This window comes from Nocardia sp. NPDC127606 (genome assembly GCF_042671725.1).
Taxonomy (GTDB): domain Bacteria; phylum Actinomycetota; class Actinomycetes; order Mycobacteriales; family Mycobacteriaceae; genus Nocardia.
The window spans coordinates 1,079,740-1,102,850 of the sequence record NZ_JBHXWQ010000001.1 but is presented as its reverse complement, the minus strand read 5'-3'; the positions used below and the strand labels follow the sequence as shown (position 1 = coordinate 1,102,850).

Sequence of the window (23,111 nt, the reverse complement as noted above, 5' to 3'; positions counted from 1 at the left end):
TCTCCGTTCTCCGGTTGAGCGAGGAGGAAGGTTGGGTGGCCCCGGAAATCGCCAGGAATCGATTCCGGGGCCGCCCTCGCGCAGCGGGCCGGTGGGGCACTGGGAGGCCGACCGGGGCGCATCGCATCGAGGGCATTCGGTTGGTCGGGGAACATGCGGTGTTCGCACGGTCAGGGTTGGAGGTAAAGCCGCTCGTTGGGCAGCCTCGACAGGCCCGCGCAGTGGCTGGGATCGACGGTGACGGTGCCGGGTCGGCGGGCGGTCACCTCGCAAACGAACACCAACGCGGCCGTGAGACAGGCGACGAAATCTATTCGGACACTGGTGAATTGGACTGTGAGGTGGATGTCGGGTTCCTCGGGGCACGGTGACCGGGGCGCGGGTGTGTCGGCCTGCGCGGTGGCTGGTTGTGGGTGGTTCACGGTGCCCCCTGGGTGCCGGTGCCGGGTGGCTAGTCGGTGGTGTGGGTGGACAGGGCACGGGTGAGGATCGTGCGGGCGTCGTTGCCGTAGACGGCCTGGGTGACGAGGAGTCGAAAGCTGCGGTCGGCGTGTCCGGCGTCGCCGCTTCTGCGCGAGACCGATACCTCGAGGAATTCTTCGGTATCGACGAAGACCGCTTCGCCTTCCGGTCCCCAGATTCTGAAATTCCTGATAGGAGTGACGAATCGGGCGTCCAGTGGAATGATCCCGATCTCGATGTTTTCCTTGGTGGTTGCCGCGAGGAGCGCGTGTATCTGTTCGGTCATCACCTCGGCGCTGCCCACGGTGCGCAGCAACGCGGCTTCGCCGATGAGCCAGTGGTATCGGCTGCCGGGAAAGTTGAGGGGGTCTTGCTCTTCGAGGTAATCGGCAAGGGTTTCCTCGATGTCGGGGTTGTCCACCCCGATGGCGTGTCCCTCGGCGACGATGTAGGCGCGCAGGTAGCCGGGGGTGCGTAGCGGGTCCGGCACGAGATCGGGGTGGTAGGCGCGCTCGATGCGCGCCAAATTGCACTGGCACAGGTCGTCAAGGGTCGACATTGTTTCCTCTCGGCAGTCTCTTGCGGGCCAGGGGTCAGTAGGGGCCGTGGTTGCGCGGTTTCGCCGCGTCGAGGACGTGGCGCACGCAGGCCAAGACGGTGCTCCCGGACGGCCGGAAGGGCGTGGTCGCGGGGACTATCCACGTTCGGTGGGTGTGGTGGCCTGGGCTCGGTGTCGGCAACACGATGGTGCCGTCGCGGATCACGACCACGTGCGCGCGCCAGAGTGCGGCGAGCGCGGCGGGGTCACCGATCGGGCGCATGTCGGCAGTACGGATGAGGTAGGACCATGCCCGCGCCCGAGGGTGGCCGATGGTCGGGCACGGGCCGACGTTGCGGCGCTGCAACTCGACCTTGACCCGTTGGGCGAGATCGGTCGGCATCATGACCGCGCCGGTCGATCCGGCCGTCATCATGATCTGGCCTGTCACCGTGTCCACGAACGTCGGCAGGCTACAGATTCGCCGGTAGAACATGCTGCGCGAGAGCGGCGAATCATGCATGGCGGCAGGACTTTTCGCGTACGTCATCGCTACCCCTCGGGTGATGGGCGGCCTGGGGTCGCGGTGGCGAGTGCGACGATGCGGTGAATATCGGTGACTTCGCACCCGAAACCGGCGACCTCGAGCAGGTCGGTGAGTTCACCGACGGTGAGCGGCCATTCGCCGTAGGTGGACAGCAGCCCGACCGCTTCGGCGTGGGGCAGGTGCGGGTAGAACGTTTCGGCTACTGCCGCGCGCATCGCCTCGACCGACAGGGGTGGGTCGGGCTGGATCTGGTCGGCCAGGATCAGCATGCCGTCCTCGCCGAGCACGCGCCGCAGCTCCCGCAGTACCGCCAACTGTTGGGTGGGCGGTACATGATGCAGGGTGAACGTCGACACGACCAGATCGAACCCGCCGTCATCGAACGGCAGCGCGCACAGGTCGGCGTAGACGAACGAGAGCGACCCGCGTGCTTTGTGGGGTGCGTGGATTCTGGCTTGGTGCAGCATCGCTGGTGAGAGGTCGCAGCCGACGATGTCGGATTCGGGGTGCAGGCCCTGGATCAGTCGTGCCATGGTCCGGCCGCTGCCGGTCCCCGCGTCCAAAGCGATACAGGGCCCGGTGGGCAATTGCCGCGAGATCTGGTCCAACACCAGTTCGCGCACCGGGGCGTGGGTGAAATCGGTGTCGAACCCGTCCGCGCGGCGGTCCCAATGGGCCTCGCGCGCGTCGATTCCCGGATCGGCGGTCTGGGTGGTGTCGTATTCGGTACTCATGGCTGGGCCTCGAGATCGATCGGTGGCTGTGCGCCGAAGTGCTCGGCCAGCAGGGCCGCGAGTCGGCCCTTGGCGGTGGTGAGGTCGGCGCGGTCGCGGCCGGGGCCTGCGTGGATGATGAACAGGGCGTCGCTGGTCTGCGGGGTCGCTTTGGACTTCTCGCACTGACGGACCTCGAGACGACACAGCACGTCTTCGTCATCGAGGTAGGCATATTCCCCGGCGGGCACCGGTACCGGGCCGGTCGAGCCGAGGGGCACGAATCGTTCATCACCTGTCGTCATCGCCAACCGCACACCACCGGCGATCGATGCCAGATCGTGTGCGCCGAACGCGAACCGGGTTTCTGCCGAGACCAGGTTGTAGATGTCGACGAGCGGGTTGATGCGGGGCAACCGTCCGGCGCGGTGCAGCAACCGCAACAGTGTTTCCGGTGCCGCGATTTCGCTTTTCGCGGCCTTGCCGACCTGGGTGTGTACTGCCCGGAACGCTCTGAACTCGGGTTCGGTCTTGAGGGTCTTCGGATCGGTCGCGGCGAGTATGGACTTCTCCGAGGTCTCGATTTCATGGTTGAGCGCGGGGCTGGTCTCTGCTGGCACGGTGATGCCGGGAACGATGAACGCGATGGCTTGGATACCGAGATCGCTGACCTGTTGATCGATGCTGAACGACTTCATTTCGTCTCCTCGTTCGTTGGATGAAATGTGTTGCGGGGGTTAAGTACTCGTTGATCGCGCGGCGCGTTCGCATCGTCTGTGGGTGTGGCGGGTGTGGTGGTGATGAAACCGGCTTCGCGCATGGCGTCGAGTGCTCGGGTGAGGTCGGCGAAGGTGTGTTTGAGGGTGACGGGGATGAGGTCGGTCATCGCGCGGCCTGCCGTGCCGGGCGGCGCTGTCCGGCCGCGATCTGCCATTCCGCACGCCGGTTTCGGAAAGCGTCGCCGTTGTCACGCAGGGTGTGCAGGACGCGCACTACGCGCCACCTCGGGGCGTTCAGGTTGTGGGCGATCGTGTCGGCGGTGAGCAGTCCACCGGGTCGGAGGAGGGCGAGAACATCGGATTCGAGGGTGGTTGTCATCGGGTCACCTCGTTGGCTTGCCAGTAGTAGTCGCGGCATCTGCGGACAACCTGACAATCGCGCTGGAATGCAGCTATGGGCAACGCGCACAATGAATAACGCACATACGCGCGACGCATACCGGCAGGCTGAGCTGGTGATAGCGTCGACATATTCGCGTTGTGTGTGGGGCACCGATCGAGGGGAGCGGAGACGATGACGCACACCATCAACGGACGCACGTGCGCAACTTGCGGGGGTGTGCTGAGTCGGCTGAATCCTGGTCCGTGGTGCGGCAAGTGCGCGCAAACCGGGCCCGTGGACGGTCCCCCTGACATGCCGCCTGAGTTTTGGGCGCACGGCCCGTTGCGAGTGGCACTCGTGAACTGGCACATGGGCTCCGTCATCGAGGCGTATCGCAACCACCCCGCCCACGGGCAGCCACTCAGCCAGATTCAGGTGGCCCAGTGGTTGGGTCTGAGTCAAGCTCAGTTGAGCCGGATCGAGAACGGCCCGCCGCCCGAGATGCTGTCCAAGCTGATCAACTGGGCGACCATCCTGCGCATCCCGCCAGACTTGTTGTGGTTCAAGCTTCCAAACGCCGCTACCGTGGACGCCGTGGACCGTCAAGGATTTCTGCGGGCAGCCGCAGCTACCGCTGCAACAGTGGTGATTTCGCCGGACCGCCTGACCCAGATGCTCAGCGAAACTCGCGCAGTCGCCAACCCGACCCGAGTAGGCGTCGTAGAGATCAACCAGATTCGCGAGGCCGCGCAGCTATTCGCAAGGTGGGACGCCACCTACGGCGGCGGTCTTGTGCGTGACGTCGTTATCGCGCAACTGCGGGTCGCGGTTGCCTACCTGCGTGCCGATTGTTCATCCAGCGACCGTGCAGCACTACAGATGTCGGTCGGATCACTCGCGCACACCGCCGCGTTCATGGCCTTCGACGCGTGCACGCACAAGGACGCTGAATCCATGTTCGCGCTGGCGCTGGATTGCGCCGAGGAGTCAGGCGCGGTGAACCTACGAGCAAAGATCCTGTCCTCGATGGCCCGGCACGCGATCTGGACCGGTCGCCACCACGACGGGCTCCGCTATGTGCGACGGGCATTCACCGAAGCCGATCAGCTCACCGCGACAGAGCGCGCGATGCTGCATACAACGGAAGCGCGCGTACACGCCAAACTTGGAGACGTTGCCGCGACCCTGACCGCAGTTGCCAAAGCGGACCGCGATTTCAGTCGCTGCGTGCCCGGCAACGATCCAGCGTGGATGCGGTACTACGACAGTGCGCAGCACGCGGGCGATACTGGTCACGCCTTGTTCGATATCGCAGTTCACGGCAGTTTCGTGGGAGAGGCCCGCGAACGTCTGTCCGCTGCGGTCAACGGCCACGCCGACGCAGCAGCGCGCTCACGCACGATGTCAACAATCAAGCTGGCATCGCTGGTCATGGCGACCGGCGACCGTGACGAGGCTCTGTCGATCGCGGGCCAGGCGATCGGTCGCGCCCGCGAGCTCAAGTCCCAGCGAGCTGCCGAGGATATTGCCGAACTTCGACGTTATGCCCATCGCGCCGATGTCAAGATTCCGATGTCGCCACCAAAGCATGAATGAAGAGCAGCTTGCGGAGATTGCCCGGCGTGCGTGCGCGGCGGCCGGTCTGACCGTTAATGACATCGTCTCCATCAAGGTTGCCGAGAACGCGATATTTCGCGTGCCTGACCAGCAGTTGGTGGTTCGCATAGCTCGTGCCGGTCAGGACGAGGCAGCGCGCCGTGAACTCGACTTCGCTACATGGCTTCAAGGCCACAACATTGCGGCCGTTCAACCGATGGGCAGCCGTTGTGATTTCGCTGTTGTAGATTCGCGGCCGGTTACCTTGTGGAAGGAACTGCCACCGCATCGCAACGGGACCGAACGCGAGATTGGTCGAGCGCTTCGCAAGCTGCACAGCTTGCCGGTGCCTTCTTTGTTGTCGAATCTCGAGCCGTTCGTTCGGCTCGAACAGCGAATCGACGGTGCGTCGTCTTTGAGCGAATCGGATCGGCAGTGGTTGCGTGAGCGAGTCATTGAGCTGCGCGCAGGTTGGGGCGAGTTGCCGTCCGGCATGTTGTGGTCACCGATCCACGGCGATGCATGGGAGGGAAACGTGGTCACCACAGACGCAGGGGTGACCACGTTCCTCGACCTGGAAAGGGCTTCAGTCGGGCCACCGGAATGGGACCTAGTATCTACGGCGATAAAACACAGCTCGTTCGGTTGGGTCGCAGCTGCGCGGTACGCCGAGTTCTGCGACGCCTACGGCCATGATGTCGCTACATGGGGCGGGTTCGTACTTCTGCGAGACATTCGCGAATTGCGCATGTGCTGTATGGCCGCGCAAGCAGCCGGGACCAACCTGAAGCACGTATCGCAGGCACAGCATCGCGTCGACTGCTTGCGTGGGAGGGCTGGCGCTAGACCCTGGTCAGGCTGGGCCCCGATCGCCTAGCGAGCAAGCTCGGCATCTCGCCGTGGGTTACAAGTCGACTTCGTAGCCGGTGTCTGGTTCCCAACCGGTGGGTTCGAACTCGTCGGCGGTGGTGTCGGCCTCGGACCAGTCGGCGTAGGTGTTGCCCAGCGCGGCGTCTACTGCGTTGGTGATGGTTCGCGCTTGCGGGTCCGGTTCGTAGGTGTGTTCGGTCGAGTCGGGTCCGGCGTGGGTGGTGTCATCATCGGGTGCGGCGACGAGGTCGGTGTCGGTGATTTCCAGGCGTGCCCAGAGCGCGGCGGCGGGCATCTCGTCAGGCAAGGGGCGGGCGCCGGCGGCATCGGTGAGCTGGTCTTCTATGTCGAGGCCGGCGCGTGCGGCGGCGTCGATGTTGGTGGCGATGATCGGCCACGTGGGGTCGGTGCTGATGCGGGGGTCGATACGGTCGACGGCGGCTGCCCACCGGTGTTGCGGTAGGCGAGTATTGCCGTCGACTTCGAGGATGCGGCGGTGCAACTGTTGTTGGTGCGTGCGTTCGATCGTGATGTATCGGGCGGGCCCGGTCGGGCGGGGGTCGGACTCCGGGACATGCAAACCAGCACGCCAAACGGCAAGGTCGGCAATGAGTTCGGGATCGGTACCGAGCAAGGGTCGCGCCCATTTCGGGGCGGTAGCCGTGGTCCAGGCGCGGGCGGTATCGCTGATCTGCTTAGCGAGTTCGGCCACGATCCGTTCCCGCGCTCGCACAGGGGCGGTCTCTGCGTCGGCGGTCGGGACCTCGGTAGGCAGTCCGGGCGTCCACGCCAACGGTCCGGGTCCGGCCGAATGGTTGCCGCTCGGGTCCAGTCGCCAGTCCAACACGGCGGCCGGATCTGTCACCGTGTCGAGTTCACGCGCGGCGATCGCGGTGCGCAGTTCGGTGACCGGGTCGGCACCGGACAGGGCGAGCATCGCCAAGTGTTGGCGCAGGACCGAGTACGCGGGGCTGTCGGTCAAGCCCGGTACGAGCCGTTCGGCGATACGGTCGATGGTGTCGAGTCGTGTTGTGCCGATAGCATTTTCGGCGGTCATACCGAGTGTGTCGAGATAGATGTCTACCGCGCGGCCGATCCGGCGTGCGGGGTCGAGCGCGTCACGCAGTTCGGTATGGGCGGATGTACGCGCGCCGTCGCGGTCCAACACGTGGTGCAAGTGCTCGACTGCGGAACGTGGATAGTGCGCGGGCACGGTGTAGATGTCGCCTTCGTCGCCGTCGAGCGCGGTCGCGATGTAGGCGTGGTTGGCGTGGCGTCCGCGTGTCATCGCGACGTAGAACTGTTGGCGCGACTCACGCCCGGACATGGCGACGTGGCAGGAATCCGCGGTGATGCCTTGCGCGGAATCGATGGTCGCGGCATAGCCCAGGTGCAGGTGTTCGTGCACGTACTCGCCCGGCAACCGCACCACCGCGTCGGTCTCGCGGCCGTGTACGCGGCGTGCGACGGTGACCGCGCCATCGGAATGGACTTGCCGGATGGTCCAGGAGTAGCCGTTGCGCACCCAATCACGGGCACCGACCCGCAATCGGGGGTCGTTGCGGCGCGTGCGCACGATGTCACCGGCTGAGGCCACCAACCTGTCAGCAAGGAACACATGCGGGTCGGGTACACCGGCAGCCGTGATCGCGGGATCGGTGCGCGCGATCCGGTCCGCACGCGCGCGCACGTTCAACGCGGACACGATGTCGTGAGTCGGTGCCAACATCACCGCATCCCACCCGTGCTCGATGTCAGCCGCCCACGCCCGGTAAGCGTCCGCGTAGATAGTGCCGAGGTGTCCGGCGTGGATGCGGCCGTTGTCCAGATACCACGCCAGCGCGAGCGGATCGCCCTCACGCAGCCCGGTTGACGCCAGCGCTTCGCCGCGTTGGGCGAACCGCACCACCTCGGTGAGCGTCGGTGCTTGCTCGGGTGCGGCATGGGTCATGTCGGCATGGACGCCACCGGCATCGATCGCCGAGAGCTGCCGGTCGTCACCGATGCACCGCACGGTCGCGCCGCGCCCGGCCAGATACCGCAGCAATTGCAGGCGTTTGGTGGTCGGCAAGGTGACGTGTTCATCGACGATGACCAACGTGGTGGTGTTGATGTCGAGGACCCATTGCGGCAGAAACGGCAGGTTCTCGCTGGCGTTGTCGGGGCGGTGGGCGTCGATGACGTGGAGAAGTTTGTCGACGGTTTCGGCGCGTGCGCCGATCGAGTCGCCGAGAACGGACGCGGCGGCGGCTGTGGGTGCCATTCCGAGCACGGTTCCGCCGCTGGATAATTTCCAGGCGGTGGCGAGGACTTGCATGGCGGTGGTTTTGCCGGTTCCGGCGGGGGCGTTGGCGGTGTGGACACGCATTCCGGCGCTGGCGAACGATTCGATGACCCGAATCTGACCAGCGTTCAAGGGCTGATCGGGGTGAGTGGTGTTGTATTCGTACACCGCGAGCGAGACCAAACCGGGGTTCAAGATGACTCCGCCGGGCTCGACCGACAGCGCGATCAGCTCAGCTTCGGCGGCCAATGTGGATTCGGTGGTGTAGATCTGGGAGTTCGCGCGGGTGTGGATCGGGGTGCCGTCGCGGCGACGCAACCACGCCGGTACCGCGCGCAAGTCGGGTTGCTCGGTGACGTCGGGGTCACCGCGTGCGACCGATGACGACGGCGATAATGCTTGTGCCAGCACTTTTTCGGTGGCTTCGGCCCATTCGGTGGGGGCGATGTTCCCGCGGATTTGTCGTTCGACTTCGGCTCGGAGGTTGAACTCGCGCCAGGTCGCGCGCTTGTCCGACACGGCCGCTAGGGCTTGGTCGGCGAGGTGGGTGATGAACGCATGATCGAGTTCGCGGCGCGGGACGTGCGGGGCAGCGAGGGCACGCACGAAAATGTCGTCTACCGCGTCGGGCCCACCGAGCAACGTCTCTGCGTCCGCGCGCCAGAACGCGCGTTGTTCGGCGCGTGAAGCGGGCGCGTGCTTGCGGGGACGGGTTTCCAGGGTGGCGCGTTGGCCGAGGTCGTGCACTTCACTGGGGGTGGGTTCGCGCCCGAACGTGGTGTGGAACGCGGCGGTGAGGGTGTCGAGTCGGTCAGCGATCACGGCGGTACGTCGCGACCAGTGGTGAATCAACGACAGGGGAACGCCGACGATTTCGCGGACGCGGACTTGGTGGATATTGCGGTCGGGGCGGGTTTCGAACCGCACTCCGATCGCGGTTTCCAAGTAGTGCTCGAGGCGGGTGTCATAGATTTCGGACACCGTGACCACCGCTTCATGAACCACAGTGCCGTTGACGGTGCGCCATTTGCCGTCCTCGGTCCGCACCCTGTTAGCGACCAGAACATGGGTGTGCAGGTCCGGGTCACCCGCGCGCGAATCGCGGTGATCGAATGTCGCGGCGACCGCTCCTTGCACGTCGACGTGTCGAACCCCGTTGCGACCCAACCGGGTGAACAGCGCATTGTTCTCCAACCACGACAACGCGTCGGTGATCGCGGCGCGGTGCGCGGTCTCGATCTTGTGCGCAAGCTCCGGTGTCGCGATCGCCCATAACGCCGACACCGACTTGACGGGGCTGAACGTGAAATCGAAACCGGCCACCGCTGTGCGGTCCGGGCGCGAATTCTTTGCGACCCATCCCGACAGTTCGCGCGCGTCCAACGGGGCACGCTCGTACTCGGTGGTGAACATTTCGGTGGCGACGTCGGTGCGGATCTGCGCGCGGATCTGGTCGGGAATATGGGCGGTGACGCACTCGCCGTGGCTGGTGTTGTAGTCGCGGTATGCCTGGGCCGTGGCGGCGGGGAACCCCGAAGTAGTCGAATAGACGGCGAACTTGTTGCCGAGTTTGGTTGCTTTCTCGGCCAATCGGGCGGCATAGGCGGGACGCACCCCTGCCGCGAGGTGGTGCGCTTTCACGCGTTCGCGGACCTGATCGGCGTTCGGGTGCATCCCGGCACCGAACAGAAACTTCATCTGATCTTCGGTGACTTCCGCACCGGGGGTGATCTCGAGGGCGGAAAGTCCGCTGCCGTGCCAGGTTCCGGGAGCTTCGCCGTGCTCGTTGTAATAGTCGGACAGCGATGCTCGCCCGCGCGCTGTGGTGTCATTGGCGGCGGTATTGCGCAGGTAGTACTCGTAGCCGTTGCCTGCGGCGACCTTGTGCATGGTCGCGACCATGCCTCCATGAGACACCCCGAAACAGGCGAATTCAAGGCGGCCTAGTCTGTGAAGCCTTGCCGCAGACAGCGTTTCCGCAGGACGTTATCAACTCGTTATCCTGGGATGCAAGATGTCTGAATGTGAAGGAGCGGAAAATAGGGGTAGGGGGTATATGGAAGTAAGGGTGAGTTTAGTTGCGGGGGTTAGGCATTGATGAGGTGGGGTGAGATGTATTGCGGGGGTATGGGTGTGAATGGGATGTGTTGAGTACCGATGGGATGGGGTCGGTCAGGTTAAGGCGTTGAATCCGCCGCGCCACTGGATGACCCGCGCGCCGACCGGACGCGGCCCGCGAGCGGCGGCACCGAGCGGGCCCCGCTCGAGGTGCCGAAAATTGCATACCTAACCGACCTTCGAACAATGGCACACTAGAAAGCGGGAAAGAGCCGCTGGATCAGGGGACACGTCGATCAACTGAAAAGGAACGCAAATGTCCCTTCACAACAGAAAAGTTCGTCCACACACCGGCCGGTCCGGTGTCTCTCAGTCGGGCCGACGTGACAAGCAGGCTCCGCCGGTCACCGACTCCGACTCCCCGGCAGCATCGGCACCAGCCGACAACTCGGAAGCCTCGACACCGGCCGACAGTGCGACCACAGATGGCGCGGGCTCCGATGCCGCAGCGACGCACCGGCGATCCGCAGGCCGCAACAACACTGATAGGCACGGGCCCGCGCTGATCGGACCGACCAGCGAAGCCACCCGCCGCTGGGTCGCCGAAAGCCGGATGCGGCAAGGGCTCCCGCCTCGCATCACCGATCCCGTCGTACTCGATTCACTGGCGCTGTTCCTGCGCAACGCGATCGACTCCATCGACCGCGACGACAGCTGAGACGCTCACAACGGACGCCACACGATTTCGACTGAGGACGTATCGAAACGCCACACGCGCCCGTTCTGGTCTTCCCACTTCGCGGCGTAGATGTTCGCCGTCCGCACGATCACTTTCTCGATCACGCGGGCGGCGGCTTCGTGCCGCCATCGCGAACCCTTGGTCGTCCATGCCTTGCGCAACTCCCCCGGTGTGGAACCGATGTCGGCCAACACCGCCAGCGCCTGACTCGACCGCAACGAATCCTGTTCGGCCCGCATGGCCTTCAAGCTGGCTTTGAGTCCGGTGATGGTGCGGTCGATAACGCGCAAGTCGAACTCGTCGCCCGCACCGCTCAACACCTCGGTGCGGTGGTCGGCCTCGGCGTCGAGATTGCCTGCGGTGGTCTCGATCCGTTTCTGTAGTGCCGCGATCCGTTCGGCGTTGTCGTTGCCGCGATCCAGGCGTGTGAGGATCTCGGGGTTCTCGTACTCGGCGATCACCGCTTGCCCGACGAATGTCTCCAACGCGTCCGCGTCACGGAACACTCGCCCGCACGCGCACGCGATGTTGAACCCGTCTTTGGACCGGCACCCGTAGCGGCGCTGAACCACCGGGGGCCCGGTCTTGCGTTTGCGTTCCAAAGCTGAGCCGACCAACCATCCCCCGCAGTACTGTCCCGCGCGGTCGGTGTCGTCTTTCCACGTGCCGCCGCATTCGGCCAACCCGGTCAACCAATATTCGCCGTTGCGTTGGCGTGGCCGGTCGGGGTTCTTGGACCGGCGGTGCGCGGTCACTGCCGCGCGCATCGCGTCGTGTTCGGCGCGGGTGAAGATCGCGGGCCACTGCCCGCGATGGCGGGTGCCGCTGCGCTCGTGGACGCGGATGCCGTTGCCTTCGGGGTTGTTCAGGCATTCGCAACGGTCGCCGTTGGCGTCGGTGTGCTCGCCCAGGTCGTAGGCGACATAGGCTTCCAACAGCAATTGCTTGGACAGCTTGCCCATCCGCCACCGATCACCCTCGGACGTGGTCACACCCCGCTTGTTCCAATCGGTAGCGATCGAGGTCTGTGTCTCGCCGTTGATCAACCGGTCGCGGCCTTCGTGCAACACCGCGACTTCCTCCTCACGCAACGCGCACCGGTCCAGGATCTCGTCTCCGGTGATCGGGTGCATCCCGGCGACCTTGCCGTAGCCGAAGCGACGCGAGCCGCCCTGCATGACACCTTTGGCGGCTTCCTCGCTCATCCGCTCCAAAAGGTTTTCGGTGTTGACTTCGCGGTACTCGACCGCTTCGGCGACGGCGACCATGAAATTCTTGCGACCCGCACCGGTGGTCAGGTCGTAGTCGGTGGCGTTGACGAAGCAGTACCGCACACCCTCATCGCGACCGAGCTTCATCAACTCGTTGCCCAGGTCGTAGTCACGGGTCAACCGGGCCACGTCACGAGTAAGCACGACTTTGGCCGGACCACCGGTCACCAACCCCAACACTTCCCGCAACGCTGGCCGCTCCGTGTCGGCCCCGGACATGTCGTTGTCACACCAGATCCGCGCCAGCGCCAGCTTCTTGCGCTTGGCCAGTTTGACCTGGTTTTTGGCTTGCAGGTGCACGCCTTCGGCGCGGTCCTTCTCGTCGCGGGAGATTCGCACGTAGCCGTACACCAACTGAGCGGGGTCGACATCGGCCACCGCAGCCGCCAAACCAGTGTTGATTTCGGTGAGCCACGCGGGCTCTACCTGGGTCTTTACCTTCGATCGCGTCATGACTCAATTCTAGAAAGAGGAGTGCATAAGCACTACCTTTCGGGGGTGAGCCCCGAGTACTACATCCGCCTCGAGCGGGGCCGCGCCACGGGCCCATCACCGGCCATAGTGGAAGCCATTGCCACCGTGCTGAGACTCGACGAGGACGAACGCGCGCATTGGGAGCGGTTGCTGGCCGCTCTCGCTCCCGAGGCTCGTAAGCACCGCAAGGTGATGGTCGAGGACGACGTCAGCACTGGAATTCGGGTACTGCTCGACTCGATGGACCACCTTCCGGCCGTGGTGTTCAACAGCCGCCTCGACATCCTTGCCGTCAACGACCTCGGCCGAACCCTCTACACGACGGTCCTCGACACCGAAGGTCCAGTGAACACAGCACGTTTCATGTTCCTGGACGAGGATGCGGCCCGGGAACTGTTCCCCGAATGGGAACAGATCGCGAACGACACAGTCTCGATACTGCGCATCGAGGCCGGCCGAAACCCTGACGACCCGGCACTGATCGCCCTCATCGGCCAGCTCTCCACCCGCAGCCAGTCATTTCGCACCCGCTGGGCCGCACACGATGTCAAGACACACAGAGCAGGTGAGAAGACCTTCCGGCACCCCTTGATCGGAGAGGTCACCCTGCCGTTCGAGAACCTCACTGTTTCTGCGGCAAGAGATCAGGTGTTGACCGTGTTCACCCCGCAGCCGGGCTCACCGGAGAACGATGCGATCCGACTGCTTGCCAGCTGGAACGCTCACTCCCCGAATACCACGAAAGCCGAGTTTTCCCCCGATACCTGAGCGCTTCGTCCTTGTGCGGGCCGCACCGCCGCCACGGCGTGTGAAGATCTCGCCGACCATCTCGCGGAATACCACTGCTCGGGGTCAGGATCGGGGTAGGCCGAGGACTCGTTGGGCGATGATGTTGCGCTGGATCTCCGAGGTGCCGCCTGCGATGGTGCCTGCGAAACTGCGCAGGTATCGCTCGAACCAGCTGCTGGTGAAGCATTCGAGGTTCAGGGGGTTCGGTGGAGCGCTCACCGCAGGATGAGTCAGGCCGACCGGGCCGGCGTTGTCCAGGGCTCGTTCGGCTGCCGCCTGCACTGCCTCGGAGCCGAGCACCTTGAGTACGGACAGGGTCGGTACGTCCTGTTCGCCGCGTGATTCCCGGCCGAGGGCGGCCGAGCCGAGCAGGCGGAGCGCGAAGCTGTCCATCACCAGGCGGGCGTAGGCGTCGTTGTCGAGCGTGGTGTGCGGGCGGAAGTCGACGAGCATGTCCTCGAGGCGGTTGGCGAAGCTGAGCCACAGCAGGGTGCGTTCGTGGCCGAGCGAACCGTTGGCCACCGACCAGCCCTCGTTCTCCGGCCCCACCCGGTTGGCCACCGGCACTCGGGCGCCTTCGAAGTAGACCTCGTTGAAATCCAGGTCGTCGGCGGCGCAGGCCGACGGGAACGGCCGCACCGTCACGCCCGGGGTGTCGGTCGGGATCAGCAGGACGCTGATCCCCTTGTGTTTGGGTGCGTTCGGGTCGGTGCGCACGAAGGTGAGCAGGACGTCGGCATCGTGGGCGCCCGACGTCCAGACCTTCTGCCCGTCCACGACGTAGTGGTCTCCGTCGCGCACCGCCCTCGTGCGCAGGCCTGCGAGATCGGATCCCGCGCCGGGTTCGCTCATTCCCAGTGCCGCGGTGAGCTCGGCGCGCAGGATCGGCACAGCCCAGTCACGCTGCTGTGCCTCGGTGCCGAACGACAGCAGCGAGGCGGCGATGATCCCGACGCCTTGCGGATTGAAACTGTGGTAGATCCGCCGCTTCGACAGTTCTTCCAGAAAGACGTACTGCTGCAACACCGAGGCGTTGCAGCCACCGAACTCCGGTGGGTTGGTCGGCAGCAGCCAGCCGCTGTCGAACAGCAGCCGTTGCCAGCGCCGCGCCCAATCCGGTACGTGCGCACTGGATTCGGATCGCTGGGAAGCCTCCGCCTCGCTCGGCAAATGCTCGGTCAGGAACCCGACGAACTCGGCACGGAATTCCTCGACGTCCGGATCAAAGGTGAGTTGCACGGTATTCCTCCGCCACGATGGCCCGATGCTCGGCCGCGCCGCCGAGCAGCAGTTCGCCGGCCTTGGCGCGTTTGAGCGCGAATTGTAGGTCGTTCTCCCAGGTGAAACCCATGGCTCCGAACAGCTGCACGCCGTGCTTGAAAACCAGCGACTGGCATTCTCCCGCAGCGGCTTTGGCCATCGACGCGGCCAGTTGGCGCCGCGGGTCGTCGGCGGCCAGGCACAGCGCGGCGAAGAAGCCGAGCGCGCGCGCCCGTTCGATCGCGACGTGCATGTCGGCCGCCTTGTGCTGCACCGCCTGGAACGAACCGATCGGCACGCCGAACTGGTTGCGGCCGCGCACGTGCTCGAGCACCAGGTCCAGGATGCGCCGGCAGGCACCGACGGTGGTCAGCGCCATGCCGGTGAGCGCGGACTGGCGGGCGCGCGCCACGTCGGCGTCGACCCGGTCCGTGGCGGCCACCGCCACGGCGTCGAACGTCACGTCGGCCACGTGCAGCACCGGGTCAAAAACCGGTGTGCGGCGGGCACTTACCGCGTCGGCGTCGACCACGAACACCCCGGCGTCGGTGACCACTGCCAGGCGCTCGGCCCGGTCGCCGTCGAGCACGTGCCGTGCGGTGCCGTGCAGGCGCCAGCCCGCGCCGTCGTGGGCGGCGGAGATCCCGCCGTACACCGCCGCGCCGGGACGGTCCACCCGGCCCACGACCCCGGCCAGCGGGGCGAACTGCGTCATCGTGGCCAGGAACGGGGTGGGGTCGGTGGCCCTGCCCAGTTCCTCGCACACGATGCCGAGTTCGACCGCCGCGGCGGGATCGGCGAGTTCGGTCCAGCCGAGGCCGACATAGGTCTGCCACAGCGCGGCGGGATCGGCGCCCTTGTCGACGACGTCCCTGATCAGCGGCGGCGGACACTCCTTCGCCGTGACGTCACGGACGATCTCGCGCAACAACCGCTGATCGGAGTCGAACTCGAACAGCATCCAGGCCTCCTGGCTACTTCAGCATGCTGCCGGCGTCGACCGGCAGCGATACGCCGGTGACGAACCGGGCCTCGTCGGAAACCAGGTAGAGCACCGCATTGCTGACATCCACCGGATCCACCCACGGCGTGGGCAGGGTGTGGAACATCCGGCAGATCGGCTCGAGGTCGGCCGGGCCCGGGTTCTCCAGGTCGGGGCGGAACAGCTTGTAGGTGCCCTCGTTGAGCAGCATGGAGGTGCTCACGTGTGTGGGATGCACCGCGTTTACCCGGATGGACTGGTGCCCGTGTTCCACGGCGAACGTGCGCATCAGGCCGACTACCGCGTGCTTGGCCGCGACATAGTGCCCGACGTTGGGGTAGGCCTTGAGGCCGCCGACCGAACCGGTCAACACGACGGCACCGCCACCAGCCGCGATCAGATGTGGCACACCGGCTTTCACGGTCTTCCAGACGCCGCCGAGGTTGACGGCGATCATGTCGTCCCAGAGCGTCTCGTCGAGGTCGGCCAGCGGACCGCCCTCGTTGCCGATGCCGGCGTTGGCGACGATGATGTCGAGCTTGCCCAGCTGCTCGACACCGCTGTCCACCGCCTGCTTGAGCGCGTCGTAGTCGCGCACGTCGACCTCGGCGGTCACCACCCGCCTGCCCTCGGCCTTCACCAGTTCGGCGGTCTCGGCCAGGTCCTCGGGGGTGGACATCGGAAAGGGCACATTGTCGAGCTGCTTGCAGACATCGATGGCGATGATGTCGGCGCCCTCCTGGGCCAGCCGTACCGCGTGGCTGCGACCCTGGCCGCGGGCGGCACCGGTGATGAAGGCGACTTTGCCGTCGACCCGTCCGGTCATGGTGAACCTCTTCTCGTTCAAGGGAATTCAGGGATTGGGAGTGAAGGTGATGTGCAGATCGCTGAGCCCGCGCAGGATGAACGTCGGCTCGTAGCGGTAGGTCCGGTCATCGGGTGCGCCGTGGTGGGCTTCGTCGATGCCGATGTCGAGCATCCGGTCCAGAATCCGCTCGATCGACACCCTGCCCTCGACGCGCGCGAGGGGGCCGCCGGGGCAGGAGTGCACGCCGCGCCCGAACGCCATGTGCTCACGGAAGTTGGCGCGGTCGAGGCGGAATTCATGCGGATCTTCGAATCGGCGCGGGTCGCGGTTGGCCGCACCTGGGCAGAACATCACGGTCGATCCGACCGGGATGTCCACGTCACCGACGGTGGTGGCGCGCGTGGCCAGCCGGAAGCCGGACTTCACCGGCGAGTCCATCCGCAGGGTCTCTTCGATGAACGTCGGGATCAGGCTCCGGTCGTCGCGCAGCGCCTGTTGCACCTCGGGATTGTCTGCCAGCACGCGCATCGCGGCACTGAGCAGTTTGGCGGTGGTCTCCTGCCCGGCGGCGAAAAGGAAGGTGGCCGAACGCACTACGTCGATCACCTCGGGGGTGGAACCGTCCGGGTACTTCGCCAGCGCGAGCGAGGTCAGCACGTCGTCGCGGGGCTCGTCGCGGCGTTCGGAGATGTAGCCGACGAACTTGTCGTCGAGCCAGGCGAGGGGGTTGGTGGCCAGGGATTCGCTGTCGAGCGCGCCGACTCGCTGGCCGGGTTGCGCCGCACCGAGCACGATCCGGAACTGCTGGTGGTCTTCTTCGGGCACGCCGAGCATGTCGGCCACCACCAGCAGCGAGAACGGTTTGGCGTACTCGGACAGGAACTCCGACTTGCCCGCCGCGAGGAACTCGTCGAGCTGGCGGTCGGCCAGCCGCCACATGAAGTCCTCGTTCTCCTTGAGCCGCGCCGGCGTGAGCAGCCGGTTCAGCACGGACCGCGCGAAGGTGTGCCGCGGCGGGTCCATCGTCACCATGTGCTCGAACATCGGTAGTTGCGCGCGATGGGACTCGATGAGATCGGTGATGTCGTCGCCCTCGATCGCGAAGGGCAGCGGTGGGAACGGGCCGCCGACGGCGACCGCCGAGGAGAAGAGGTTCGCGTCGCGCAGCACCTCCACCGACTCGTCGTAGCCGGTGACCGCGTAGACCCCGTAGTGCGTTTCCTTCTTGACTGGGCACTGCGCGCGCAGGTGGTCGAAATAGGGGTGCGGATCCGGCACCAGCGCTGGATCGGCGAAATAGTCGACGGTGTCGAAATCGGTCATTCGGATCCTCCTCGAAAACTACATTATCTATATGTGAGAATATCATTCTCTCAAGGCAATAAGGGGGTGCGGGCGAAATGAATACCGACTAATTCAGGGCAGGTAGACCCGGCTCGCCAGCCAGCGCCCGTCGACGAGCTGCATCGTCATCAGCACGCGGCTGCGATCCACGCGCGGATCGGTGGAGGCGGCGTTGGTGACGGTCTGGTCGATGAACAGCAGCACCTCGACCTCGGTCTCGGTCGCCGACTTCACCGCCGCGTCGAGGACCGCGCCCTTACCGGTCGCCTTGTTCTCCTGCAGCAACTGGCGCAACTGGCCGCTCGAGCGGGTGTACATGTCGCGGAACTCGCCGGTCGAACCGTCCAGTACCGCGGTGAAGTCGCGATCGAGGTTGCTGGAATCGACGCTGGTCAGGGTCACCGCGTACGCGCGGGCGGCCTGCAGTGCCGCCTCGGACGCGCTGTCCACCGCCCGCTCCTCGCGCAATTGCCAGCCGAGTACGCCCGCGCCGACGAGGGCGGCGACAGCGATGAGGGCGAGCGCGGGAACGGCCGCGCGACGCGCGAAACCCGCCAGGCGCCTACCGCGGTCGGCCGATGCAGCGGGCTCCGATTCCGCGGTCGTGGTGTCGCCGGACTGCTTCGGCGACCGCGAATCCTGCTTCTCGGCAGTCTCTTTCACCTCCTCGTCGGACGGCAGGTCGGCTACGGCAATGTCGGTATCACTCATGGTGTCGTTCCTCGCGGTAGGGGTCGGCTGTCGGTCATCGGTGCGGCGCGGGCGGCGGGTCGGGCAGCGGCGGGCCCGCGAAGGTCAGCGGCAGCGACAGCGGTCCGATCGGTGTCTGCATCGTCTGCCGGACCGCGGGTTCGCCGGGCGGCGGCGGGCCGGCGATCGCGGCACCGGACGGGCGTGGAGCGTTGGCGGCGCCGCGGATCAGCACCGACGGGTCGGTGTTCGGGCAGTACGTATATCGGTACGGCTCAGGGAAATCCGGCAGTGACGGCGACCGGCGCGGCAGGTCGTAGTCGCAGGAGTAGCGGGGATACAGGTTCACCAGCCCCCAGACGCCGCCGTCGTGGAAGGCGACCGCGATCGCGTCGAGGGTGGATCCGCCGCGTTCGGTCGGGAAGAAGAATTCCTGGAAGGCAGGCACCCGGGCGCCGGTGACGTCGGCGACCACCCCGAGGTTGTCGAGCAGCTTCGCGCCACCGTCGGCGTTGCGGGCGAGCACCGCGTCCAGCGCGCGCAGCGTTCCCGGCGACGCCTCGAGCAGGGCCGCGTAGCCACCGGATTTCGCACTCACCCCGGTCATCACCTGGTTCATATCGGTGGCGAATTCGCCGAGACCGGGGCTGAAGTCGCGCACGGTCCCGAGCACCTGCCTGCTGTCGCGCAGCAGGCTCACCGTTTGCGGCAGTACCGCGTCGAGCGTGGAGATCAGGAAGATTCCGCCGTCGATGATGTCGGCCAGCTTCGCCGGACCCTGCGGTCCGACCCCGAATCCGTCGACGACCGCCGCCAGCTGAGCCGGATCCACTTGGGCCAGTGTGGAATCGAGCTGACTGAGGGTTTGCCACAGCGGAGTCGGTGTGCTGGTGCGTTCCACCGCGATCTCCGCGCCGTCGGTGAGGTAGGGACCGTCGTCGCCGGTGGGCCGGAAGTCCAGGTACTGCTCCCCCGCCAGCGACAGGCTCGCCACCCGGACCTCGCCGTCGGCGGGTACCGCGGTGCGGGAGTCGATCACCGCCACCGCGACCAGCCCGGAACCGCTGAGTTCCACCGATTCCACGGTGCCGATCGGCACCCCGCGCAGGGCCACGGTCCGGCCGGTCAGCAGTCCGCCCGAATCGGCGAGGTGGACGCGAACCCGATAGGTCGTCGCGGCCGGATTCACCCCCAGCGCACCGAAAGTCAGATAGCCGACGCCGATCACCAGCGTGAGCACCAGCGATATCGCCGAGGCCGCCGCCCGCCGCGCACGGACCGCCTCCACCACGGCGACCACCGCGCGGGCCAGGGCTTCGCCGACTCCGCCCGTCATCGGCCCGCTCCGGTGATCCGGCCCTGCAGGCGAAGCAGGGTGTAGGTGAGGGTGCCGATGAAGTTCGTCCAGTCGCGGGCGTCGGGCAGCCTGCTCTCCGGATCGCCGGGATGGTTCACGTCGGGCAGCACGCCGAGCGCCAGGTCCTGGAAGTCCGCGTCGGTGCTGGCCGCGGTGCTGGTGGTGACCGCGATGACCGGGCCGAGCATCGAATTCATCGCCGCCACACTGGCTTCGGGGTGGGTCGCCGCGGCGTTGAGCTGTTCGGCGATCCGATTGATGTCGGCGATCATGCCGGTGGTCTCGGTGCCGTCGAGGCCAGGGAATCGGGCGAGCTGTTCGGAGATCCGGCCGACCTCACCGACCAGCGACAGCGCCTGGTCGGAGTTGGCGCGCAGGGTGGTCAGCGCGGGGCCCGCGGTGGCGAGGACCTCGTCGATGGTGCCGGATTGCGCGTGCACGGTGCGGGCGAGTTGATCGACTTCGGCCAAGGTCGCGCGGATGTCGGCCGAGCGTGCGGCCAACGCCTGCACCACCCGGGTCGACTGCGCGATCAGGTCCGCCATGCGATCACCGCGGTCGCCGACCGCATGGCCGAGCCCGTTGACAATCGTCGTGAGATTACGCAGGGCACCGCCGTTGACCAGCAGCGATGCGGTGGTGAGCAGTTCCTCGACGGTCGCCGCGGCGGAGGTGTGTTCGCGGGCGATGCGATCGCCGTCGGCCAGGGCGGGCGTGGCGGGTGTTGCTTCAGCGGGCGCGGTGAGCGAGACGAAGATGTCGCCGAGTGGGGTGGCCGAGCGTAATTCGGCGGTGGAACCCAGGGGCAGGCGAACCTCGCGCCGGATGCTCAAGGTCACGACGGCGGTGTAATCGCGCACCACCATCTCGGTCACTTCCCCGACATCGGCACCGGCCAAGCGCACCTTGGCTTTGGCAGGCAGGTTCAGCGCGTTCTCGAATTCGGCGTGCACCGTGTAGCTTTCGTCGCTGCCGCCGGGCGCGGGCAGTGGCAGGTCACCGAGCCCTACCGCGCAGCCGGTCCCGCCGACCAGCGCCGCCAGCGCGAGCGCCGCGATACGACACCAGGCGCTCATCGCGGCAACCTCGACATCGCCTCTAGCATGTCGGTGATCCCGAAGTCGGGACCGAAGTCCTGGAATGTCCCTGTCGCGCAACCGAGTTGGCGCAGCCCGAGGATATTGCAGAATTCCTTGACCAGCTGGCCGTCGAAGAAGACCTTGTCCAGCAGGGCGTGCACGCGCACACCGCGGTAGTCGAAGTCGACCGCGTTGTAGGCGTTGTTCAGCAGCAGCGGTGTGACGTCGATGAACTCGGCGAGCTCGCTGCGATAGTCGGCCATCGCCTTGGTGATGGTGGCGCCGTCGGACAGGGTGGCCGACAGGGTGTCCGCGTTGGCGGTGAGCAGCGCGTCGGTCTGCCGCATGATCTCGACGATCTCGGCGCCGGTACCGCCGGTGCCGATGCCGAGGTCGGCCACCACGTCACCGAGTTGCCGTGTCGCGGTGCCGAATTCGCCGATGACGCGGTCGTTCTCGGCGGCGGCGCGCAGCAGTTCGGCGAGTTGGTGCACGAGCTGGGTGATCGTCTCGCGGGTGGCGTCGCCACCGTCCTCGCCGAGTTTCAGTGCCACGGCGAGCTGATCGAGGGTCTCTCGCAGCGGGGCACCGCTGCCGGTGGCGATCGCCGACGATGCGGTGAGCAGCCGGGCGACCGGGCCGTCGCCAGGCCGCTCGCCTTCGAGTTCGCCCGCCATTCGATCGGCGGCGCCGAGCAACCGGTCGAATTCCACCGGGGTGCGGGTGCGGTCGAGGCCCAGGCGCGCACCGTCGGGCAGCGTGGGCCCACCTCGGTAGACGGGTGTGAGTTCCACGTGGCGGTCGGTGAGCACCGATGTCGACAGGGTGACTGCCCTGACATCGGCGGGGATCGAAACCTCCCTGTCGACGGCCAGGGTGACCTCCACCTGGGAGCCGCGCGGCTCGACGGCGGTGACCTCCCCCACCGGCATGCCGAGCACCGCAACGGCATTGCCCACGTACAGGCCGGCGGCATTGTCGAACATCGCGGTGACGGTGGTTCTGCGCTCGCCCCGGATCGGATTGTCCGCGAAGCCGGCGGCGACGCCGATCCCCAACACCACAGCGGCGGCCAACAGCGCGCGTCCGGCTCTCATCGACAGTCCTTGAAGTAGGGGGGCAGGTTCGCCATCTCCGCGCGCCCGCCCAGCGCGCACATCCACGAATCGATCAGCGGCCCGGCGGGCGCGGTGAAGTCGACTTCATTGGCGGTGCCGGAGGCATTGGCGAAGTTGCGCACCGGAATCGGCAGGATCTCGAGCGTGCTGCGCAGGAGCTCGTCGTTGCGCGCGAGGCTGCCGAGCAGGCCCTCGAGACCCGTCAGCAGGGCGTCTACGGCGGGGCGGTCGTGTACCACCAGGGTGCGCACCTGGTCGGCGAGGTCGCGGGTGGCGGTCATCAAGCGCACCACCGCGTCGCGGCGTGCCACGATCTCGTTGAGCAGGTCGGTGCCCTGGGTCATCACGGCCGCGAGGTCGGCTTGCTGGCCGTGGATCACCGAGGTGAGTGTGGCCGTGCTGGTCAGCAGTGCGCTGGTTTCCCCGCGCCGCTCACCGATGACGGATGCCAGCGCGCGCAGGTTCGCCAGCATGGCTGGCAGTACCGAGGGCATGCCCTCGAGCTGTCCGGCCAGGGTGGTCAGCGAGTCGCCGATCTGGGCGGTGTCGATCCGGTCGAAGGTGACGGTGGCGTTGTCCAGTGCGGTCTGTAGGTCGTAGGGCACTTCGGTGTGTGCCAAGGGAATCCGTCGATCCGGGAGCGCACCCTCGCCCGCTGGCCGGAGCTCGACGTAGCGGGCGCCGAGCAAGGTGGTCAGCTTGATGGCCGCACCGGTCTGGGCGCCGAGCGGCACCGACGCGTCGATGTTCAGCGAGACCAGCACTCGATCGCCGACCAGCCGCGACCCGTCCACCGTGCCGACCCCGACCCCCGCGACAGTCACCGAGTCCCCGTTGCTGATCCCGGCCGCCTGGGCGAACTCCGCTTCGTAGCGCACCGTCCCGACGCCGACCGCGCTGACGCCGACGGCGCCGATGGTCGCCGCGAGCAGGAGCACGACCGCGATCAGCCCGAGCAGGCCGCGCGGATGCTCCTCGATCGGGCGCTGCGCCAATCGGATCCACTGTCCTACAGGTCGTTTCATCGTCGC

At 66.4% G+C, this 23,111-nt stretch carries 21 protein-coding genes; 4 read left to right on the top strand and 17 right to left on the bottom strand.

Features of this window, described 5'->3' with window-relative positions:
- Positions 1–451: 451 nt before the first annotated feature.
- From ACFVJ5_RS05210 to ACFVJ5_RS05185, 6 genes are read right to left on the bottom strand one after another with little or no spacing between them, the layout of a single operon-like run.
- On the bottom strand, positions 452–1,021 hold the full coding sequence (locus tag ACFVJ5_RS05210; RefSeq protein ID WP_379218609.1) for a Scr1 family TA system antitoxin-like transcriptional regulator: 570 nt from the start codon (positions 1,019–1,021) through the stop codon (positions 452–454).
- A 34-nt stretch (positions 1,022–1,055) separates the two neighbouring features.
- Complete coding sequence (locus tag ACFVJ5_RS05205; RefSeq protein WP_379218608.1) at positions 1,056–1,550, bottom strand: DNA-directed RNA polymerase subunit beta; 495 nt, start codon at positions 1,548–1,550, stop codon at positions 1,056–1,058.
- Positions 1,551–1,552: 2 nt separating this feature from the next.
- Positions 1,553–2,281: a class I SAM-dependent methyltransferase gene (locus ACFVJ5_RS05200; protein WP_379218607.1), complete on the bottom strand. Its 729-nt coding sequence runs from the start codon at positions 2,279–2,281 to the stop codon at positions 1,553–1,555.
- A complete protein-coding gene (locus ACFVJ5_RS05195; protein WP_379218606.1) occupies positions 2,278–2,958 on the bottom strand; it encodes a B3/4 domain-containing protein in 681 nt (226 codons plus the stop codon). Before ACFVJ5_RS05195 ends, ACFVJ5_RS05200 begins: the two co-directional genes overlap by 4 nt.
- Positions 2,955–3,146 (bottom strand): hypothetical protein, encoded by a 192-nt coding sequence (locus ACFVJ5_RS05190; RefSeq protein WP_379218605.1) that lies wholly within the window; start codon positions 3,144–3,146, stop codon positions 2,955–2,957. Before ACFVJ5_RS05190 ends, ACFVJ5_RS05195 begins: the two co-directional genes overlap by 4 nt.
- Positions 3,143–3,358 (bottom strand): hypothetical protein, encoded by a 216-nt coding sequence (locus tag ACFVJ5_RS05185; RefSeq protein WP_379218604.1) that lies wholly within the window; start codon positions 3,356–3,358, stop codon positions 3,143–3,145. The genes ACFVJ5_RS05190 and ACFVJ5_RS05185 overlap by 4 nt, the downstream gene beginning before the upstream one ends.
- A gap of 360 nt (positions 3,359–3,718) precedes the next feature.
- On the opposite strand from ACFVJ5_RS05185, the gene ACFVJ5_RS05180 reads away from it, so the two are divergent.
- Together ACFVJ5_RS05180 and ACFVJ5_RS05175 are read left to right on the top strand one after the other, a co-directional pair.
- Positions 3,719–4,957 carry a helix-turn-helix domain-containing protein gene (locus ACFVJ5_RS05180; protein ID WP_379218603.1) on the top strand — a complete coding sequence of 413 codons (1,239 nt, stop codon included), beginning with the start codon at positions 3,719–3,721 and terminating at the stop codon, positions 4,955–4,957.
- On the top strand, positions 4,950–5,834 hold the full coding sequence (locus tag ACFVJ5_RS05175; protein WP_379218602.1) for a phosphotransferase enzyme family protein: 885 nt from the start codon (positions 4,950–4,952) through the stop codon (positions 5,832–5,834). Before ACFVJ5_RS05180 ends, ACFVJ5_RS05175 begins: the two co-directional genes overlap by 8 nt.
- Positions 5,835–5,861: 27 nt before the next feature.
- Here ACFVJ5_RS05175 and mobF read toward each other — a convergent pair whose 3' ends face one another.
- Positions 5,862–10,013, bottom strand: a complete 4,152-nt coding sequence (mobF, locus tag ACFVJ5_RS05170; RefSeq protein WP_379218601.1) for a MobF family relaxase — start codon at positions 10,011–10,013, stop codon at positions 5,862–5,864.
- 472 nt (positions 10,014–10,485) lie between these two features.
- Between mobF and ACFVJ5_RS05165 the strand changes: the two genes are divergently transcribed.
- Positions 10,486–10,887, top strand: a complete 402-nt coding sequence (locus ACFVJ5_RS05165) for a hypothetical protein (protein WP_379218600.1) — start codon at positions 10,486–10,488, stop codon at positions 10,885–10,887.
- 5 nt (positions 10,888–10,892) lie between these two features.
- Here ACFVJ5_RS05165 and ACFVJ5_RS05160 read toward each other — a convergent pair whose 3' ends face one another.
- Positions 10,893–12,632: a recombinase family protein gene (locus ACFVJ5_RS05160; RefSeq protein WP_379218599.1), complete on the bottom strand. Its 1,740-nt coding sequence runs from the start codon at positions 12,630–12,632 to the stop codon at positions 10,893–10,895.
- Positions 12,633–12,677: 45 nt separating this feature from the next.
- Here ACFVJ5_RS05160 and ACFVJ5_RS05155 point away from each other — a divergent pair, with 45 nt between their 5' ends.
- On the top strand, positions 12,678–13,421 hold the full coding sequence (locus tag ACFVJ5_RS05155) for a helix-turn-helix transcriptional regulator (RefSeq protein ID WP_379218598.1): 744 nt from the start codon (positions 12,678–12,680) through the stop codon (positions 13,419–13,421).
- Positions 13,422–13,505: 84 nt separating this feature from the next.
- Here the strand turns inward: ACFVJ5_RS05155 and ACFVJ5_RS05150 are convergent, their stop codons facing one another.
- The 9 genes from ACFVJ5_RS05150 to ACFVJ5_RS05110 all read right to left on the bottom strand — a co-directional run bounded on the left by ACFVJ5_RS05150 (position 13,506) and on the right by ACFVJ5_RS05110 (position 23,105).
- Positions 13,506–14,681 carry an acyl-CoA dehydrogenase family protein gene (locus ACFVJ5_RS05150; RefSeq protein ID WP_379218597.1) on the bottom strand — a complete coding sequence of 392 codons (1,176 nt, stop codon included), beginning with the start codon at positions 14,679–14,681 and terminating at the stop codon, positions 13,506–13,508.
- Positions 14,665–15,663, bottom strand: coding sequence for an acyl-CoA dehydrogenase family protein (locus tag ACFVJ5_RS05145; protein ID WP_379218596.1), 999 nt, complete (start codon positions 15,661–15,663; stop codon positions 14,665–14,667). Before ACFVJ5_RS05145 ends, ACFVJ5_RS05150 begins: the two co-directional genes overlap by 17 nt.
- A gap of 13 nt (positions 15,664–15,676) precedes the next feature.
- Positions 15,677–16,510, bottom strand: a complete 834-nt coding sequence (locus ACFVJ5_RS05140; RefSeq protein WP_379218595.1) for a mycofactocin-coupled SDR family oxidoreductase — start codon at positions 16,508–16,510, stop codon at positions 15,677–15,679.
- Between the two features lie 27 nt (positions 16,511–16,537).
- A complete protein-coding gene (locus ACFVJ5_RS05135; RefSeq protein ID WP_379218594.1) occupies positions 16,538–17,815 on the bottom strand; it encodes a cytochrome P450 in 1,278 nt (425 codons plus the stop codon).
- Positions 17,816–17,908: 93 nt separating this feature from the next.
- Positions 17,909–18,547 (bottom strand): hypothetical protein, encoded by a 639-nt coding sequence (locus ACFVJ5_RS05130; protein ID WP_379218593.1) that lies wholly within the window; start codon positions 18,545–18,547, stop codon positions 17,909–17,911.
- Between the two features lie 34 nt (positions 18,548–18,581).
- Positions 18,582–19,862 carry an MlaD family protein gene (locus ACFVJ5_RS05125; RefSeq protein ID WP_379218592.1) on the bottom strand — a complete coding sequence of 427 codons (1,281 nt, stop codon included), beginning with the start codon at positions 19,860–19,862 and terminating at the stop codon, positions 18,582–18,584.
- Positions 19,859–20,959 (bottom strand): MlaD family protein, encoded by a 1,101-nt coding sequence (locus ACFVJ5_RS05120; protein WP_379218591.1) that lies wholly within the window; start codon positions 20,957–20,959, stop codon positions 19,859–19,861. The genes ACFVJ5_RS05125 and ACFVJ5_RS05120 overlap by 4 nt, the downstream gene beginning before the upstream one ends.
- Entirely contained in the window at positions 20,956–22,059 is a 1,104-nt protein-coding gene (locus ACFVJ5_RS05115) for an MCE family protein (RefSeq protein WP_379218590.1), read from the bottom strand. Before ACFVJ5_RS05115 ends, ACFVJ5_RS05120 begins: the two co-directional genes overlap by 4 nt.
- Positions 22,056–23,105: an MCE family protein gene (locus ACFVJ5_RS05110; protein WP_379218589.1), complete on the bottom strand. Its 1,050-nt coding sequence runs from the start codon at positions 23,103–23,105 to the stop codon at positions 22,056–22,058. Before ACFVJ5_RS05110 ends, ACFVJ5_RS05115 begins: the two co-directional genes overlap by 4 nt.
- Positions 23,106–23,111: the final 6 nt, after the last annotated feature.